Annotated in this window: 17 protein-coding genes; 2 read left to right on the top strand and 15 right to left on the bottom strand. The window is 42.6% G+C overall.

Annotated elements, in window-relative coordinates; translation table 11 throughout:
• From IGJ15_RS07635 to IGJ15_RS07580, 12 genes are all read right to left on the bottom strand, one after another.
• Positions 1-1,128: a DUF916 and DUF3324 domain-containing protein gene (locus IGJ15_RS07635; RefSeq protein WP_167823262.1), complete on the bottom strand. Its 1,128-nt coding sequence runs from the start codon at positions 1,126-1,128 to the stop codon at positions 1-3.
• Between the two features lie 13 nt (positions 1,129-1,141).
• The gene (locus IGJ15_RS07630; RefSeq protein ID WP_074535768.1) at positions 1,142-1,954 is read right to left on the bottom strand and encodes a WxL domain-containing protein; all 813 of its coding nucleotides are present in this window, start codon (positions 1,952-1,954) and stop codon (positions 1,142-1,144) included.
• A gap of 41 nt (positions 1,955-1,995) precedes the next feature.
• Complete coding sequence (locus IGJ15_RS07625) at positions 1,996-2,799, bottom strand: WxL domain-containing protein (protein ID WP_008379814.1); 804 nt, start codon at positions 2,797-2,799, stop codon at positions 1,996-1,998.
• A gap of 14 nt (positions 2,800-2,813) precedes the next feature.
• On the bottom strand, positions 2,814-3,188 hold the full coding sequence (locus IGJ15_RS07620) for an LPXTG cell wall anchor domain-containing protein (protein ID WP_121261285.1): 375 nt from the start codon (positions 3,186-3,188) through the stop codon (positions 2,814-2,816).
• A 593-nt stretch (positions 3,189-3,781) separates the two neighbouring features.
• Positions 3,782-4,438: an endonuclease III gene (gene nth / locus IGJ15_RS07615; RefSeq protein WP_074535765.1), complete on the bottom strand. Its 657-nt coding sequence runs from the start codon at positions 4,436-4,438 to the stop codon at positions 3,782-3,784.
• Between the two features lie 24 nt (positions 4,439-4,462).
• The gene (locus IGJ15_RS07610; RefSeq protein ID WP_074535763.1) at positions 4,463-5,164 is read right to left on the bottom strand and encodes a DnaD domain protein; all 702 of its coding nucleotides are present in this window, start codon (positions 5,162-5,164) and stop codon (positions 4,463-4,465) included.
• Positions 5,165-5,275: 111 nt separating this feature from the next.
• Positions 5,276-5,662, bottom strand: coding sequence for a RidA family protein (locus IGJ15_RS07605; protein ID WP_015509753.1), 387 nt, complete (start codon positions 5,660-5,662; stop codon positions 5,276-5,278).
• Positions 5,659-6,099, bottom strand: coding sequence for a Fur family transcriptional regulator (locus IGJ15_RS07600; protein WP_005226158.1), 441 nt, complete (start codon positions 6,097-6,099; stop codon positions 5,659-5,661). The genes IGJ15_RS07605 and IGJ15_RS07600 overlap by 4 nt, the downstream gene beginning before the upstream one ends.
• A 168-nt stretch (positions 6,100-6,267) precedes the next feature.
• The gene (cysK, locus tag IGJ15_RS07595) at positions 6,268-7,197 is read right to left on the bottom strand and encodes a cysteine synthase A (RefSeq protein ID WP_005226159.1); all 930 of its coding nucleotides are present in this window, start codon (positions 7,195-7,197) and stop codon (positions 6,268-6,270) included.
• Positions 7,198-7,395: 198 nt separating this feature from the next.
• On the bottom strand, positions 7,396-8,274 hold the full coding sequence (locus tag IGJ15_RS07590) for a glucosaminidase domain-containing protein (protein WP_074535762.1): 879 nt from the start codon (positions 8,272-8,274) through the stop codon (positions 7,396-7,398).
• Positions 8,275-8,649: 375 nt separating this feature from the next.
• Positions 8,650-10,647, bottom strand: a complete 1,998-nt coding sequence (gene tkt / locus IGJ15_RS07585) for a transketolase (protein ID WP_086295431.1) — start codon at positions 10,645-10,647, stop codon at positions 8,650-8,652.
• A gap of 100 nt (positions 10,648-10,747) precedes the next feature.
• Positions 10,748-10,987, bottom strand: a complete 240-nt coding sequence (locus tag IGJ15_RS07580) for a DUF896 family protein (RefSeq protein WP_005226164.1) — start codon at positions 10,985-10,987, stop codon at positions 10,748-10,750.
• Between the two features lie 136 nt (positions 10,988-11,123).
• Between IGJ15_RS07580 and lexA the strand changes: the two genes are divergently transcribed.
• Complete coding sequence (gene lexA / locus IGJ15_RS07575) at positions 11,124-11,744, top strand: transcriptional repressor LexA (protein ID WP_005226165.1); 621 nt, start codon at positions 11,124-11,126, stop codon at positions 11,742-11,744.
• 129 nt (positions 11,745-11,873) lie between these two features.
• Positions 11,874-12,086, top strand: a complete 213-nt coding sequence (locus IGJ15_RS07570) for a hypothetical protein (RefSeq protein WP_005236082.1) — start codon at positions 11,874-11,876, stop codon at positions 12,084-12,086.
• A 76-nt stretch (positions 12,087-12,162) separates the two neighbouring features.
• On the opposite strand, the gene IGJ15_RS07565 is transcribed toward IGJ15_RS07570, so the two are convergent.
• The 3 genes from IGJ15_RS07565 to IGJ15_RS07555 all read right to left on the bottom strand — a co-directional run bounded on the left by IGJ15_RS07565 (position 12,163) and on the right by IGJ15_RS07555 (position 15,571).
• On the bottom strand, positions 12,163-12,675 hold the full coding sequence (locus IGJ15_RS07565; protein ID WP_005226167.1) for an adenine phosphoribosyltransferase: 513 nt from the start codon (positions 12,673-12,675) through the stop codon (positions 12,163-12,165).
• Between the two features lie 11 nt (positions 12,676-12,686).
• Positions 12,687-14,987: a single-stranded-DNA-specific exonuclease RecJ gene (gene recJ / locus IGJ15_RS07560; RefSeq protein ID WP_430599428.1), complete on the bottom strand. Its 2,301-nt coding sequence runs from the start codon at positions 14,985-14,987 to the stop codon at positions 12,687-12,689.
• Between the two features lie 146 nt (positions 14,988-15,133).
• Positions 15,134-15,571, bottom strand: a complete 438-nt coding sequence (locus tag IGJ15_RS07555; protein WP_005226169.1) for a lipopolysaccharide assembly protein LapA domain-containing protein — start codon at positions 15,569-15,571, stop codon at positions 15,134-15,136.
• Positions 15,572-15,578: the final 7 nt, after the last annotated feature.

Here is a 15,578-nt window from a genome sequence, read left to right as displayed (position 1 = left end):
TCAACTATTCCCACCTTCCTTTGCCTTTTTTTTCTTATGAACAATTAGGATGATCACAAGCAATAAAAACAAGCTGATTAGACCAGCCGTGGCGATCATCCACCAATTGAGCGACGTATCTACATTGACATCGAGTTCATTTAAGCGGCGAGCATCTTCTGCCTCCACGCTAAATGTCTGTTCCCAAGACCACTCTTCCTCTCCTGACCGTGCAGTAAGATTTAATACATACTCCCCATTACGAAAACGATCGCCATTCAAGGGAATTGGGAAATGCATATGTGAATTAGGAGCCATTTGCATCGCTGCTTGACTTGCTTCATATAAGATCGTCTCACTGCCAACAGATCGAATTTCAGCTGTTACTTCCAATTGATTGACAAATGTCGATGTATAATTTTGGATAACAGCACTAAATACGTTTCGGTAATTTACTTGATCGGCAAAAACATCAAGCAGTTCCAATCCCGGATCCATTGCGGACCGATTGTTGCTTACTACCACACCAATGACATAGGAAAATGCATTCCGTATGCCTAATCCTTCTTCAGCAGATTGTGTTTGCTCCTCTTTAGAAATAACTTCATTGATTCGAATGCCACCTGCCAAAACCCCTTTGAATTCCTCTTCTGGCATCGCAATCGGTAAAGAAATGATTCGTTTTTCTAATGGATCTAACGATATGGTTTCCGGCACCTCTACCAGTTCATCAATTGATGCAGGTAAAGTCGGATCAGGGGATTCTGCATCCCGGCCATATTCCACAACACCATTCACATTCGTAAATGCCGTATGGGCAGAAATTTCTATTTCGATCGCTTGATCAGAACCATTTTCGATCTCTAAAGCCAATTCATCACGTTCTCCTGCCCCAAGATTTAAATCGAAATACCCCAACGCCCCTCCTTCCAGCTGACTTTCTGGTAAGATAGGCGTCACATAGAAGTTTAATTCTGATTCTGTCTGAGCATAGCTCAATCTTGGCGAAAAAAAGAATGATAGCAGGATGACCGCACAGGTAACCGTTTTTATCCATTTCATTCTTATACGTTGTTCAGTCAAAAGTGGTTCTCCTTCCAAAAAAGGCAGGAATAATTTACTATTCCTGCCAGTTGTTTCTTGTTGCAAGCTATGATCCTTCTTACGGATTTACTGTTTCGCCGCCACTATCAACAGAAGCAGTTAGCGTCCATGTCATTTCCGCAGTATAGTTGGTTGCTAGCTGCGTGGTAGAGCCTGGTACAAATAGTTGAATATCATCATTTCTGATAATTTCGTCTTCTTGTTTATTAAGATTTTGTTCCGTCAATTTTTCTTGATCTCCCCAGTAAATCGATGAAGCGCCCGCGCCTTGACCGACCGAAGCACGCATGACAGGAATGTCTTGATCGTTGACATCTAGGATCAACGCATTTTGTTCTTCACTATTGATAACGGCACTTGGCTGTAAGTCTCGATCACCTTCGCCTTTGTTGAACACGATCTCAGGGTTTGCCAACTTGATTTTTGCCCCAGTCAAAACATCCCCTGATTCAGAAGTAAAATCAGTTAGACTAACATTTAATGTCCAACCAGCATGCGTTCCTCGGGTATCTTGCACTTGGGCAAATGATACATACGGTGTCGTACCTGATTGATCAGCCAAATTACGCTCATCTGCAACCATTGAATACCAACGATCACTGGTAGAGATAGCATTCTGACCAAAATCAAAAGTTTTTGGTGCATAAGCAATGGTAAACGGACCCGTTTGCCCTGGCGGTGTTGGTTCGATTGTTTCTACTTCTGGGTTTACGACTGGAGGCTGTACCTCTGTTAGATCGCTTCCGTCTGAGGTAAATCCTATAACGTTATCGGTAGTCGTTTCTAATGAAGATTGGGCAAAGGCTTGAACGCCTCCGGCTAGTAAAGTGGTGGATAATACAGCGACCGTAGCTAAACGAATCTTTTGCATTTCTAGTTCCTTCTTTCTTTTTTATTCAGTACAAAACCAAGTTATTGAACCGTTTCTCCGTCCGGTCCGGCTGTTGCAGCCAATGTCCAAGTAAGGGTTGCTTCATAAAGAGCAGCGTCTTTTGCTGTTGATCCAGGAACAAGTAATTCGATTCCGGCATTTTCAACAACCTCTGCGCCTGCTTCCACTTGTCGATTGATTTCTTCCTGATCGCCCCAAACGACTGACGAAACGCCGGCACCTTTTGTTTGAGCGGCGGTCAGAACCGAACGCTCACTATTTGTAGCATCTAAAATCAATCCATCCGCATGAATTTGTGGTTCATTTTCTTGGTTGCTTCCGTTATATTCCAATTTCGGCGAATTAAAACGAATTCTTGCTCCAGTCAGTTCATTATTTTGTGTTCCTGATTCAAAAGCACTTAATGAAACTTTTAAATCCCAACCAGCATTTGTCCCGCGCGTATCTTGGACTTGGGCAAATGAAACATACGGAACTCTTTCTTCACTATCTTCCGCGTCTTTTAGCTTGTGTAATTCAGCCACTAGCTTATATTCTTGATCGGTATTAGAAATCACTTGCTCACCGAAATTAAGCGTAGGTGCGTAAGCAATCGTCAATGGTCCTGTTTGTCCTTCAGGGCCGACTGGATTGATCTCTACATCTGGACCATTAGGACCAGGATTTGGTGGTTGAACCACTGTCGCTTCGCTATCGTTTGGTACAAAGAGAACTTTCCCTTCTGTATCATGGTTTGTTACACTTTCAGTAGCGAAGGCTTCCGCGCTAATAGTAAATAAAGTTGCAGCTAAAACAGCTGCCGATGCAAATCGTACGAATTTCAAATTCATCCCTGCTTTCAAATTATTTGTCTTTTCTTTTTAACCATCATAAATTTTGATCGATGTTTGGTATATTGCGCATACAATGCAACCAGTACGAGCAGTAATCCAAGCAAGATTACGCCGTAAGTTTTTGTCTCGTTGGTCTTTGGTAAAATGCCACCTGGTTTTGCTACCTCTTTTGGTGGCGAGATATTCTCTGTAGGGCCTGCTGGCGGTGCTGGTTTGGGTTGGCCAATAGGCTCATAAACACCGGTAAAAAGCACAGAGCTTTCTGTTTCAACCGACTGCACTTCCTGAGCATTCACCGCTGCCGTAGAAATAGTTATCCCATAAAAAAGAGTGCAAAACAGAACCATACGAACTAATTTCCATACCTTTTCTCCTTTCATTCTCCCTCCTCCTCTATACTTGCCACATCTTATAAGTGATCTTTTCAAAACTGCGTTTGTCTAGTATCCGTAACAAAAATGATTATGAGATTGTTAAAGAATCATTTCGAAATTTGCAACGCTTTTTCTGTCATTAGCAAAATAGCAGAGAAAGACTTATAACCTTTGACAAAGTTCACTATACTGATGATTTCCACAGATTTGAAATACTATTTTTCACCAATAGGTGAATTTTCTTATTAACGTTACTTATTATTGACCAAAAATAGGATTTTATAAAAAAGAGAAGTTAAAATTTTTGCGAAAGAATCCCATCATATTAAGCCTACAAATACTTTCATAAAAAGGCGTATTGGAAGGTTTAATCTCGTATCGAGCAACAATCGTCACACGCGCTCTTTGTGAAAAACCACCTGTTTTTGAGTGGTGTAATCAAAAAAGTTCAGTAAGCTTATGTTTTTCCAGTTACTTGAAACGGCTTTATCAAAGGTTGTTACGTTAATCACCTGTTCTTTTATCAACTTATGCAAAAAAAACGCTAAGCGATTTCGCTTAGCGTCTTGATCCTAGTTACTTTTGGTTTATGTTCACCATTAAATGGTTTTCTTCCCCTTCATCCGAAGTTTTCCTTCTTGGCACATTGTCAACAATGGACAAACCTCACACTTAGGTGCCCGTGCTGTGCAATGATAACGACCAAAGAAAATTAACGTGTGATGCGTTTTGACCCACAACGTATCTGGAATCTTTTTCATCAATGTTTGTTCGACTTCTAATACGTTGGCGTCTAGTTTACAGATGCGCAGCCTTTTTGATACCCGCTCGACATGCGTATCGACAGCGATTGCTGGAATGCCAAATGCATCGCCAAGAACGACGTTCGCTGTTTTTCTGCCGACACCTGGCAAAGAAATTAAGTCTTCTCTGGTTTGAGGCACTTCGCCTCCAAAACGCAGCAACAATTCAGAGGCACAAGCTTTGATATTTTTCGCTTTGTTTCGATAGAGGCCAATCGATTTGATTTTTTCAATAATGTCTTCTAACGGCGCCTCGCTGAGAGCCTGCGGCGTTGGATATGCTTCAAAAAGTGCCGGTGTCACTTTATTGACTGACACATCCGTTGCCTGTGCGCTTAGGATGACAGCAATCAGCAATTCAAAGGCATTTTTTGACACTAGTTCTCCATGTGCATCAGGAAACATCTCATACATTATTTCTATCGCAGTCATTGTTTTTTCTTTACTGATCATTGGACGAATTAAACTCCTTGTATCTTACTCTCCTTCTAACCAATTATGCATAGGGATTTTGGGCATTGGGCCATCTTCTTGTGGCGTAGTTTCATTTTGAAGAAACTGTTTTTTTCTTCTTTTTTGCTCTTCTTCTACTTGCGCTTTTGAGGTAATATTCTTGCGTTCCCACGAAAGCAAAATACGATCGATATAGTTTAAACTATACGCTTGATTCAAGACCGCTTCTCGCAAAGCAAACTGGACCAGCTCGGGATCATAGTGGTCCTCATCCAACCACTGCCCGATCCGTTGGTATTCGATCGCCGATAAGGGGCGACCAAATTCTCCTTCAAATAAGCGATACAACTCGCGTATCTTCTCTTCATTTGTTTCAGCGGATTCCTTTTTAGATTGCTGCTTCAAAAGAAACTCGAGCCGTTCATAAATGCCAGTGAAATCATAATAATCCACCATTTTTCCTGCGTCGTCTTTTTTTGAACCCATTCGCAGCACATCTTTTTTCAGCAATTGATTCAACCAATGATAGATCTCTTTTTGGTCGCTGCCCATCACCGAGGCGATCTCACGTAAATCTGGAAAATCATTGCCTTGCTCATGGCTGCGATACAGTTGCAGCCATAACAAAAATTCATCATTCGTCAAACCAAGATGATGGTAATTCTCTAAAAGCAAATTTGAAATCGTCGTTTGCCCTTTTGCCAAATATTCCTTTAATGAAACCATACTACATCCTCTTCTCCTTGGCTCATCTGAAACATAAAGATTCATCCTATCAGGATCGAATCAATAAAAAGGGGACGACGCAAATGCGGACGTCCCACGATTCTTTGTTGGTTACGCTTTTTCTTTGACTGCTGCGATGATCTCAACTTCAACCAAAACATCTTTTGGTAAGCGAGCAACTTCGACAGCAGAACGTGCAGGTAACGCTTCATTGAACAATGTGCTATACGTATTATTGAAAGGAACGAAATCATTCATATTTTTTAAAAAACATGTCGTCTTAACGATGTCATCTGGCGTAAGTTCCGCCGCTTCAAGAATCGCGTTGATATTTTTCAATACTTGCTGAGTCTGTACTTCAATCGTCGTACCGACAACTTCCCCCGAAACAGGATCTAATGGCACTTGACCAGAAGCAAACAAAAAGCCGTTTGCGATTTTTGCTTGAACATAAGGACCGATTGCTTGTGGTGCTTGATCTGTAGAAATTATCTTCATTTTGTTTCCTCCTCTTTCACTTGGCATTCGGGACATAGGCCATAAACTTCTAGTCGATGGTTATTTATTTGATACCCAGTTAATTTCGAAGCCGCCATTTCGACATCTTCCAATCCTGGATAGTAAAAATCAGCGATCTTTCCACACTTTTGGCAGATAGCATGATAATGAGGCTCCGTTGTAAAATCAAAACGACTGGAGGCATCTCCATAATTCATTTCTTTTACAAAGCCAATTTCTGTGAACAAACGTAAGTTATTGTATACCGTTGCGACACTTATACCAGGAAAATGAACTTCGATCGCCCGATAAATCTCTTCAGCGGTCGGATGGGCATCGTGACTGGCTAAAAATTCTAATATCGCTACTCGCTGCGGTGTAATACGAATATTTTCATGTTTTAATCGTTTGATCGCTTCATCGTAGATCGTACTCACAGGAGTTCCTCCATTTCTCTTATCTTACCTATCATACTATGTAAAACCTAAAAATTCAAACAGCTTTCCTTGTTTTTTTAAAGGAATAACGCATTTGCCCAGCCCGTCTTCCCTCAGTTTTTCGAGAAAGAAAAGCAGACAAACGAATGCCTGCTTTCCCCCTCTTTGTTAGTCTTCAAACTGATACAGTGCCGTAGACAAATAGCGTTCACCATTATCTGGTACGATCGCTAAGACTTTTTTGCCTTTTCCTAAGTCCTTAGCAACCTCTAATGCCGCTTTGATCGCTGCACCAGAAGAAATTCCTACTAAGATTCCTTCTTTCATCCCAACTTGACGCGCAGTTTCCATGGCATCCTCACTAGCGATGGCAATGACCTGATCATAAATCTCAGTGTCTAGTACTTTAGGAACAAATCCCGTGCCGATCCCTTGGATCTTATGGGGACCAGGTTTGCCACCTCCTAAAATAGCTGATTCTGCAGGCTCAACGCCCACGATCTTCAAATTAGGATAGACGCGCTTCAATTCCTTCCCCGCACCAGTGATCGTGCCACCTGTGCCGATCCCAGCAACAAAAGCGTCTAACCCTTTAGATTCAAACGCATCCTCAATTTCTTTCCCTGTCGTTTTTTCATGGACTTCTGGATTGGCTGGGTTTTCAAATTGTAATGGCATATAATAGCCGTCTTGTTCTGCTAATTCTTTTGCTTTATTGATAGAACCAGTGATTCCTTCAGACCCAGGGGTCAAAATCAACTCTGCGCCATAAGCTTGAACAATTTTACGTCTTTCAATACTCATGGTTTCTGGCATAACCAGCACGACACGATAGCCTTTTGCCGTACCGATCATGGCTAAGCCGATCCCAGTATTCCCAGATGTTGGTTCGATGATGGTATCACCAGCTTTTAACAAGCCATTTTTTTCTGCTTTTTCAATCATGGCTAAAGCAATTCTGTCCTTGACACTTCCCCCAGGATTGAAGAACTCTAATTTCAGATACACATCCGCAGAACCTTCTTCTACGATGTGATTTAATTTGACGATTGGCGTATGCCCAACTAACTCATTGACCGATTGATAGATTTTTGTCATTGAAAATCCCTCCCGTTCTTATTCTTCCATTCTACCTAAAATAACCCCGAGTTGCGAATAAAAAGTAAGCAATTTCAAGTTTTTTCTTATTTTTTTATATTTGTTTGTATTCACTTTCTTGATTTTGTTTTTCCATTACAAAAAAACCTTAAGAATGATGCCATTTAGAGCAATCATTCTTAAGGCGGTATCAGATAATTAAACGATTAATTCTTGGCCAACAACAATGACCTCACTAGATAACCCATTTGTTGCCATTAGAGCGTCGACCGTTGTGCCAAATTTATTGGCGATATCCCAAAGTGTATCGCCTGAAGCAACGTGATAGCTCTGCGCTGTAGATCCGCTGTTTACCTGAGTCGTCGTTGTAGTTTGCGTAGTACTCGTGCTAGTCGTGCTCGTTGTACTTGTCCATGCGGTACTTTGCGTTGTCCCAGTATCAAAGCGTGTGAGCTGATACGTTTCAATTAACCAGTTCAGTTTTTGTGCATACCCTGGATCGGTAGCATAGCGCCCCGTCAAGTAATTCGTTGCATCATAAAATGAGGTTGTTTGGCTTTTCCAAACACCACTGTAATGAGCAGTTCCTGTCGCGAAACTCGTGCTGAGCAAGACATTCGCATGATCCTGAAACGATTCCCAGTAAGAGTTATATTGACGAAACGGTTCATTCATCTCTACCCACTGACCATTCAAATACTCTTGTGTAGGCATATAGACACTTTGTCCGTTGTAACTGCCTTTGACCCCAAACAAATTGTAATAGGGTGCATTGGATAACGCGGAAGAACCATAGCCGCTTTCCAAAATCGCTTGAGCAATCATCACAGAAGCATAGAGATCATTGTTGGCAGCAACATCTTGTGCTGACCAGCCAATTTGCTCAATAAAACCTGAGATGTCCTGCGTCGCGTATTGATTCTCAGCAGCTTGTACCTGTTGAGGAACGAAAGTGACCGTCATTGGCGCTAACATCATTCCTGCCCCCATCAAAGAGACCACCGCCTTTTTAGTAGGTCTTTTTATCGTCTTCTTTGGTTGATGATGTCTTTCACTTCTTGTTTGATAACTTCCCATTTTTTTCCTCCAGTAACTGTACGTTTTTTCAAATAAATCAATACAGCTATTATACGGAAAAACATCTAACAGTGCAAACAATGATCACTTTGCAAACAACAAAAGACTTTTAAAAAACTGTATGGGTATCCCGCTTGGATTGCTAACTACTGATAAGTTTTTTTAAAAACTGTTAGATTGCTATTTTATCGATTCCCTCTTACTATTCACAAGTGCTTGTGCCTTGCGGTACAACCATTTTTTGGAAATCTTAGCCACTATTACTTTAAATAAGTCACTCTAACACGTTTAAAGTGGCAAGAATCCAGACAAAAAAACACGCTCGAAAATCGAAAAGATTCTCGAACGTGCTATTTTTGATTGATTGTCGATCAATTAATCGATTGATTTGAAAGTATTCACGACATTCTCAACACTGAAGCCGAATTCCGCTAAGACTTTGTCACCAGGTGCCGATGCACCGAAATGATCGATCGCGATCACTTTTCCATGGCAACCGGTGTAACGTTCCCAACCAAATGGGGAAGCTGCTTCGATCGCTACCCGTTTCTTCACTGCTTTTGGCAAGACGCTTTCTTTGTATTCTGAGCTTTGTGCTTCAAACAGATCAAAGCTTGGTAAGGAAACCACCGATACATCGATGCCTTCTTCTGCCAATTTAGCTTGTGCTTGGACCGCAAGATTCACTTCAGAACCTGTGGCGATCAAAATCCCCGCTGGTGTTTCACCAGCTTGTTTTGAAATCACGTAGCCACCTTTTGCGACATTTTCATCCGCACCGGTTTGCGTGCCTTCGATCACTGGTAGATTTTGTCGGCTTAAGACTAAGACCGTAGGTTTATCCGTTGTTGTCATGGCCAATTTCCAGGCAGCACGGGTTTCATTGCCGTCTGCTGGACGAATCACTTGGACATTTGGCATGCAACGGACGCTGGCTAATTGCTCGATTGGCTCATGCGTCGGTCCATCTTCTCCCACCGCCACGGAGTCATGCGTCAAGACATAGATCACAGGTGCATGCTGGATCGCAGACAAGCGCACCGCTGGACGTAAGTAATCAACGAAGACGAAGAAGGTTCCGCCATAGATTCGCGTACCGCCATGCAATTGGATGCCGTTCATCGCTGCCGCCATCGCAAATTCTCGGACGCCAAACCAAATGTTGCGGCCTTCGTATTGGCCAGGTTCAAAGTCTTTTTCTGCTGCCACCATCGTGTTGTTGGATCCAGAAAGGTCAGCCGATCCACCCCAGAGACTAGGGACGGCTTTGGATAAGGCTTGGATCATCTCTTTGCTAGATACTCGACTAGCTTGTGAGCTGCCAACTTCGTAGCTTGGTAATGCTGCATCCCAATCTGCTGGCAATTCACCCGCAAAGGCTTGTTTGAATTGCGCAGCAAGTTCTGGGTAGGCTGCTTCATAGGCAAGGAAGGTTTCGTTCCAAGCTGCTTCAGCTTTTTGCCCTTCATCGATCATGGTTTCTTTGAAGCGCGCGGCAACTTCTTCAGGTACGGTAAATTCTGGGTATTCCCAACCATAAATCGCTTTGGCTGCAGAAATGCCTTCGGCACCGATCGGCGCACCATGAACGGCAGAGGTGCCTTGATTTGGCGCACCGTATCCGATCACAGTCTTGATTTCGATCAAGGTTGGTTTGTCGCTTTCAGCTTTTGCTTCGTCGATCGCTTTCGAGATCGCTTCTAAATCATTGCCGTCTTCAACGAGAATGTGTTGCCAGCCATACGCTTCAAAACGCGCACCGACATTTTCTGTAAAGGCTTTTGAAGTTGGGCCATCTAGGGAGATGTCATTTGAATCGTACAAGACGATCAGTTTGTCTAATTTCATGTGACCAGCCATGGATGCAGCTTCTTGCGAAACACCTTCCATCAAGTCGCCATCGCCACATAAAGCGTAGGTATAGTGATCAATGACTTGATACTTGTCGCGATTGTAGGTTGCAGCCAAGTGGGCTTCGGCCATTGCCATACCGACTGCCATGGCGATCCCTTGTCCTAAAGGTCCAGTGGTTGCTTCCACGCCGTCTGTGTGATCGACTTCTGGATGTCCTGGCGTGCGGCTATCCCATTGACGGAAGTTTTTTAGATCCTCAATGGTCACATCGTAACCAGACACGTGCAACAAGCTGTACAATAACGCCGAACCGTGTCCAGCAGACAAAACAAAGCGGTCACGATCCACCCAGTTGCGAGAAGTCGTTGGATTGACTTTCAAGTGTTTCGTCCACAAGGCATAGGCCATGGGTGCTGCCCCCATCGGTAATCCTGGATGTCCTGAATTGGCTTTTTGTACGGCTTCGATACTTAATGTACGAAGGGTGTTCACTCCTAATTGATCGATTTTATCAAACAATGGTAGTTCCTCCTAATTTAGGTTTTTTTTACCTTTATTACATCTTTCATTATACGTGATTCAGAAGCTTATTTCAATAGCAATGAAAAGGAATTCACAATTATCTGCCGTGGAGACCTTTTTTCTTTTGAATCTCTTTTAACTTCTCTGGTGTTACATCAGCACCTTCAGGGTCAACGATTTTCATTCCTTCGATATGGTGTCGCATCCCTCCACGAAAGGCGGTTAAATACTCTTCACGCAGAACTTTTTGTTCGTGGGTCTCAGCCTCAGTCAAGCCTTCTGTTTTTTTCTTGTTGGCAAGTTCATTGATTCGAGCTAATTTTTCTTGAGATAGCATAGTTGTTCCTCCTTTTCCCTCTTGATTTTACTACAAACTAGCGAGCAAAAACAATAGCACAAAAAGCGAACATTTGTTTGAATAATCGATATAGCTATGGTACACTAAGGTTATCAAATGAAAGAAGGTGTCAGTTTTGGCAAAACGAACAGAAAATCGACAAATCGAAATTCTTAAGTTCATTCATACACGTGTCACTGAAAAAGGCTATCCGCCGACTGTTCGCGAAATTGGCGAAGCCGTTCAGTTATCTTCTACCTCAACTGTTCATGGCCATTTGTCCCGACTTGAAAAAAAAGGGCTGATCTTACGAGATCCTACAAAACCCAGAGCCATTGAATTAACTGCTTCCGGTCTTGAAAAAATCGATGTTCAACCAGCATCCATTCCGATGCTTGGTGTCGTAACTGCTGGAGAACCGATTTTAGCCGTGGAAGATGCATCCGATTTCTTTCCGATTCCGCCAGATTTAGCGAATAGCACAGGAAGTTTATTCATGTTGACGATCCGAGGAGAAAGTATGATCAATGCTGGCATTCTCGACGGTGATCAAGTAATCGTTCGTAAACAACAAAGTGCTCAAAATGGCGATATCGTGATTGCTATGACAGATGAAGACGAAGCTACGTGCAAACGATTCTATAAAGAAAAGAATTACATTCGTTTACAACCAGAAAATGATTATTTAGAACCAATCATTTTGCCTGACGTAACGATTTTAGGATTGGTTGTTGGATTGTATCGCCATCTGCTTTGATGCTCAACGAGCTGACTAGGAAATCTTCGTTTTTACGAAGATTTTTTTTCTTTCCTCTTTACAAAGCGAACAAACATTCGTATAATAAGTATACAAACATATGTTCGTATTATTTAAGGAGTGAATGAGATGAAAGCAGTTCGTCGATTTGGTTTTATGTTGTGGGTATTATTGATGGGAATTGTTATTGGCTATTTTGGCGTTTTAAGTGCTGTTCTGATTTTTTGCCCTCTAATGATGCTTTGGTTCATGCTTTGGGATGAAAAGAAATTCCGCCAAGCAGAGCGCAAACGTAACCGCCATTATTATCACGATCATGATTTTTATCGTTATGAACCATGATCCTTCCCCTACATACGCCCATAAGGCAGCAGAAACAAAAAAGGACTCCAGCGAGTCCTTTTTTGTTTCTGCTTTTTTAGTATTCCATTAACGTCTTGATTTCGACACCTTGGATCTTGTCTCTTCCATGTAGATCCATCAGTTCGATCAAGAAGGCACAGCCAACAACGATACCACCTAGTTTTTCTACGAGTTCGATCGTTGCTTTGATCGTTCCACCAGTTGCTAGTAGATCATCACAGATCAAGACACGTTGACCTGGTTTGATGGCATCGGCGTGCAGCGTCAAGACATCCACACCGTACTCTTTTTCATATTCTGCTTCAATCGTTTCCCGTGGCAATTTGCCTTTTTTACGTACTGGGGCAAAGCCGACACCTAATTGATAGGCAACTGGACAACCAACGATAAAGCCACGGGCTTCAGGTCCTACCACCATATCGATGCCTTTTTCTTGTGCATACTCAACGATTTGTTGTGTCGCATACCGATACGCTTCTCCATCTGCCATCAATGGCGAGATGTCCCGAAAAATAATTCCCTCTTGGGGATAATCAGGAATACTAGCAATATACTCTTTTAAATCCATTTTCTTTCCTCCTAGACTGTCAACCACTGACGAAGGGTTGATAAATCACTCATTAATAAAAATTCTTCTGTTTTGATCAGTTTTTGTCGTTGCTGATACAAATGACTCTCCGTCAATGGACGGGAAACAGGATCAGCAGTTTTATTCAAAACACCATCTTGTATTGTAACAAATTCCAGCTCAGAAAACACCTGAATCATGAAAATAAGTAATTTTTGTGGAATTTTTAGATAGTCAGCGACCATCTTTAGTTTGTAACGAATGTCCAAACGAGGCTGCTGTTTGATCAGTTGAAAGAGACGACTGTATTGCTCTCTTGTCCCTACCCCATCTAAATAAGCATCTTCTGTCGAGTAGAAAACAAAAGCAACTCTTGACGCCTGGAGCGCTTGAACGATCTCTTTGATCACTGCAGGGTCAGCAGGACAATCTAAAAATGCAATCTCTTGGAACTGACCAGCACGAAAAGTATCTTCCAAGGCTGTAACTGAGTCAAATATGGTGGTTTGCCCACAAAAGCCTTGCAATTCCCGAGGAAGTTTCTGCTTGAAAAGAACGCCTAGTGTTTGACTGCCCAGAGAGACACCTTGACGGCTTCTTTTCGAACGATAATCAAATAGCTGAATCCCTTCCACTGCAAAATCATCCAACATGAGCTGCGGTTTTTTGTTGCCATTCCATTCATTGATGGAAAGCTGACCAACGATCGATAAGCGGTCGTTTTCAAACGCTACTAAATCTTTTCCAAAACCAAACCCAATGACATCCAGCTGCGTGTTAGACTCATCGCTCATCACTAACTTCAAATGCTGATTTTCTGAACCAATCTGGCGAGCACTTTGAGTCATCAGATTAGAAAATAAAAATTTCGGTAAGGGGTTGTCCGTTCCAAAAGGCGCTAAGACTTTTAATGATTCAATAAAACTGATCGAAACTTCTGTTAACGGTAGCTCCTCATCGATCGCTAAGGGGATGCCCTGACTGAGGTCAATGGCATTTTCTTCAACGTAACGATTCATTTGGGCTTGCAGCATATCTAAATGATCGATGGGGATACTTAATCCAACTGCTGCATGATGGCCGCCAAAGCTAGTAAACATGTCTTTCATCGTCGACAGCATTTCAAACAGATTCAACGCAGCAATGCTTCTTCCCGACCCTTTGGCTAAGCCATTTTCTTTTTTGGTCAAAACGATCACTGGTTGTCCTGTACTTTGCATGATTCGCCCTGCCACGATCCCTAAAACGCCTTCGTGCCAATGATCTCCCACCACCAAATGAACATGGTTCGCAGGATCGATTTTTACTTGTGCTTCTTTCATGATTTCTTCAACAAAGGTTTTTCGCTGCTGATTGATTGTATCTAAGGTTTTCGCTAAGCTTACTGCCTCTTCTTCATCGAAGGTAGTCAACAAGCGAACAGCCGGATTGGGATCCTCCAAACGACCGATCGCATTTAACCGTGGTCCAACGGCGAAGCCAATATCTGTTTCGTTGACTGTTTGTTTTTTTAAACCGCTGACTGACAGCAACTCATTCAGTCCGATGCGATCCGATTGCTGAATCATTTTCAACCCGTTGCTGACTAATAGCCGATTCTCATCGGTTAAAGAAACCATATCAGCGATCGTCCCAATCGCAACAAGATCAAGCAATTCCACTGGCACTTCTTCTAACAAAGCGCAAGCCACTTTAAATGCAACGCCGACTCCAGCCAAATCACCAAAAGGATAGTTTCCTTGAGGGTGACGGGGATGGACAATAGCAAACGCCTCCGGTAGTTCTGCAGGTAGTTCATGGTGATCTGTGACGATCACGTCAACTCCTTGTCCTTGAGCATAAGCAATCGCCTCATGACCAGACACCCCATTGTCGACGGTGATGATCAATTGCGTCCCTGCTGCAATTTTATCTTGATAGACAGTTAGATTGGGCCCATATCCATCTGTAAAACGATTAGGCAAATAATACTCAGCTTCCGCCCCTAGCAATTCCAACGTTTCCTTTAACACGGTAGTGCTCGTAATCCCATCCGCATCGTAATCACCATAAATCAAGATTCGTTCGCCATTTAAAATCGCTTCATGGATTCGTTCCACGGCTTTAGCCATATCATGAAACAAAAACGGATCATGAAGATATTGCAGGTCCGTTGATAAAAAAGCATCGAGCGCCTCTGCTGTTCGAATATTTCGCTGCCATAGCAACGCGCCGATCCGCTCAGGGATCTTTCTTTCTTGGATCAGCTCTTTAAATACTGGGGTCGTTTCGCTTTCTTGCGGACGCACCCAATGAAAATTTGCACGTTTCACCAAATCACTCCTAACTAGGATATTATAGCAAAGTTTATGCAAAAAAGAAAAACAACGAGAGAAACAGCACTCGTTTTACAACACAAAAAAAGAGCTTGCAGCAAATCTTGCACTAGCAAACTCTTTTTTTGTGAAACGTCGTTCTTTTAGGCTTGCGATTCAAAAGACTTCATTTCCTCATCGATCGTTGGCGGCGTGGATGCGCCCGCAGCACGTGAGGAAAGCTGGGCTTCTTGATCATCGAGCTGCTGCTGTCTTGCCGCTAACTCCGCCTGCTTGTTCGTGTATTCCCGTTCCAAAGCTTCTCGCTGTTCTTGGAGAACCTTCTCGTTATTCGAACGATAATCTGAGAGCTCTTTTCTCAATTGCTTTAGTTCTTTTTTTTGGCGGAACATTGCGCTTGTGGAAACCAGCAGCAAAATCAATGCGCCTAACAAAGCAGAACCAATAATGACTAAGATCAGTGGCGATTGAATCGTTGTGAAGCCAAAGTTGATCGGGACAGTCATATTGTTTGCAACGGCAAATAAAACGATCACTAAAATCAGTAAAATACCAACGATAACACGCCATTGATTTTTCATGGGCTTC

The sequence above is a fragment of the Enterococcus sp. AZ079 genome (genome assembly GCF_050547255.1).
Lineage (GTDB): Bacteria > Bacillota > Bacilli > Lactobacillales > Enterococcaceae > Enterococcus_D > Enterococcus_D casseliflavus.
This window is presented reverse-complemented; position numbering and strand designations above follow the sequence as displayed.